General features: G+C 54.1%; 1 rRNA gene. It reads right to left on the bottom strand.

The window, feature by feature from the left end:
• Positions 1 to 1,303: ribosomal RNA gene (locus ACHA8N_RS05170) — 23S ribosomal RNA — on the bottom strand; the annotation flags it as partial.

Raw genomic sequence — 1,303 nt, 5'->3', positions numbered from 1 at the left:
ATCCGCATGCGTCACTATCCTCCTGCGTCCCCCCATTGTTCAAACGGTGGATCGGTGGTACAGGAATATCAACCTGTTCTCCATCGCCTACGCCTTTCGGCCTCGGCTTAGGTCCAGACTAACCCTGAGCGGACGAGCCTTCCTCAGGAAACCTTGGGCTTTCGACGGAGGGGATTCTCACCCCTCTTTTCGCTACTCACACCGGCATTCTCACTTCCAAACGCTCCACTGCTCCTTACGGTACAGCTTCACAGCGGTTTGGAACGCTCCCCTACCATTCCTTACGGAATCCGCAGCTTCGGTGGTATGTTTAGCCCCGTTACATTTTCGGCGCGGCGCCACTCGACTAGTGAGCTATTACGCACTCTTTGAATGGTGGCTGCTTCTAAGCCAACATCCTAGCTGTCTAGGCAGCGCCACATCCTTTTCCACTTAACATACACTTTGGGACCTTAGCTGGCGGTCTGGGCTGTTTCCCTCTTGACTACGGATCTTATCACTCGCAGTCTGACTCCCGAGTATAAGTTGCCGGCATTCGGAGTTTAACTGAATTCGGTAACCCTGTGGGGGCCCCTAGTCCAATCAGTGCTCTACCTCCGGAACTCTCAACCTCGAGGCTAGCCCTAAAGCTATTTCGGGGAGAACCAGCTATCTCCAGGTTCGATTGGCATTTCACCGCTACCCACACCTCATCCCCGCACTTTTCAACGTGCGTGGGTTCGGACCTCCAGTCAGTGTTACCTGACCTTCATCCTGGACATGGGTAGATCACCTGGTTTCGGGTCTACGACAACGCACTATGGCGCCCTATTCAGACTCGCTTTCGCTACGGCTCCGCCTCATCAGCTTAACCTCGCGCGCTATCGTAACTCGCCGGTTCATTCTACAAAAGGCACGCCATCACCCATTAACGGGCTCTGACTACTTGTAGGCATACGGTTTCAGGATCTATTTCACTCCCCTTCCGGGGTGCTTTTCACCTTTCCCTCACGGTACTGGTTCACTATCGGTCACTAGGGAGTATTTAGCCTTGGGAGATGGTCCTCCCGGATTCCGACGGGGTTTCACGTGTCCCGCCGTACTCAGGATCCACTCTGGAGGGAAAACAGTTTCAGCTACAGGGCTGTCACCTTCTTCGGCCGACCTTTCCAGGTCGTTCACCTACTGTCTTCCTTTTTGACTCCGTATAGAGTGTCCTACAACCCCGGAGAGCATGCTCTCCGGTTTGGGCTGTTCCCGTTTCGCTCGCCGCTACTCAGGGAATCGCATTTGCTTTCTCTTCCTCCGGGTACTTAGATGTTTC

This window comes from Exiguobacterium sp. S22-S28 (genome assembly GCF_043359615.1).
GTDB lineage: Bacteria > Bacillota > Bacilli > Exiguobacteriales > Exiguobacteriaceae > Exiguobacterium_A.
This window is presented reverse-complemented; position numbering and strand designations above follow the sequence as displayed.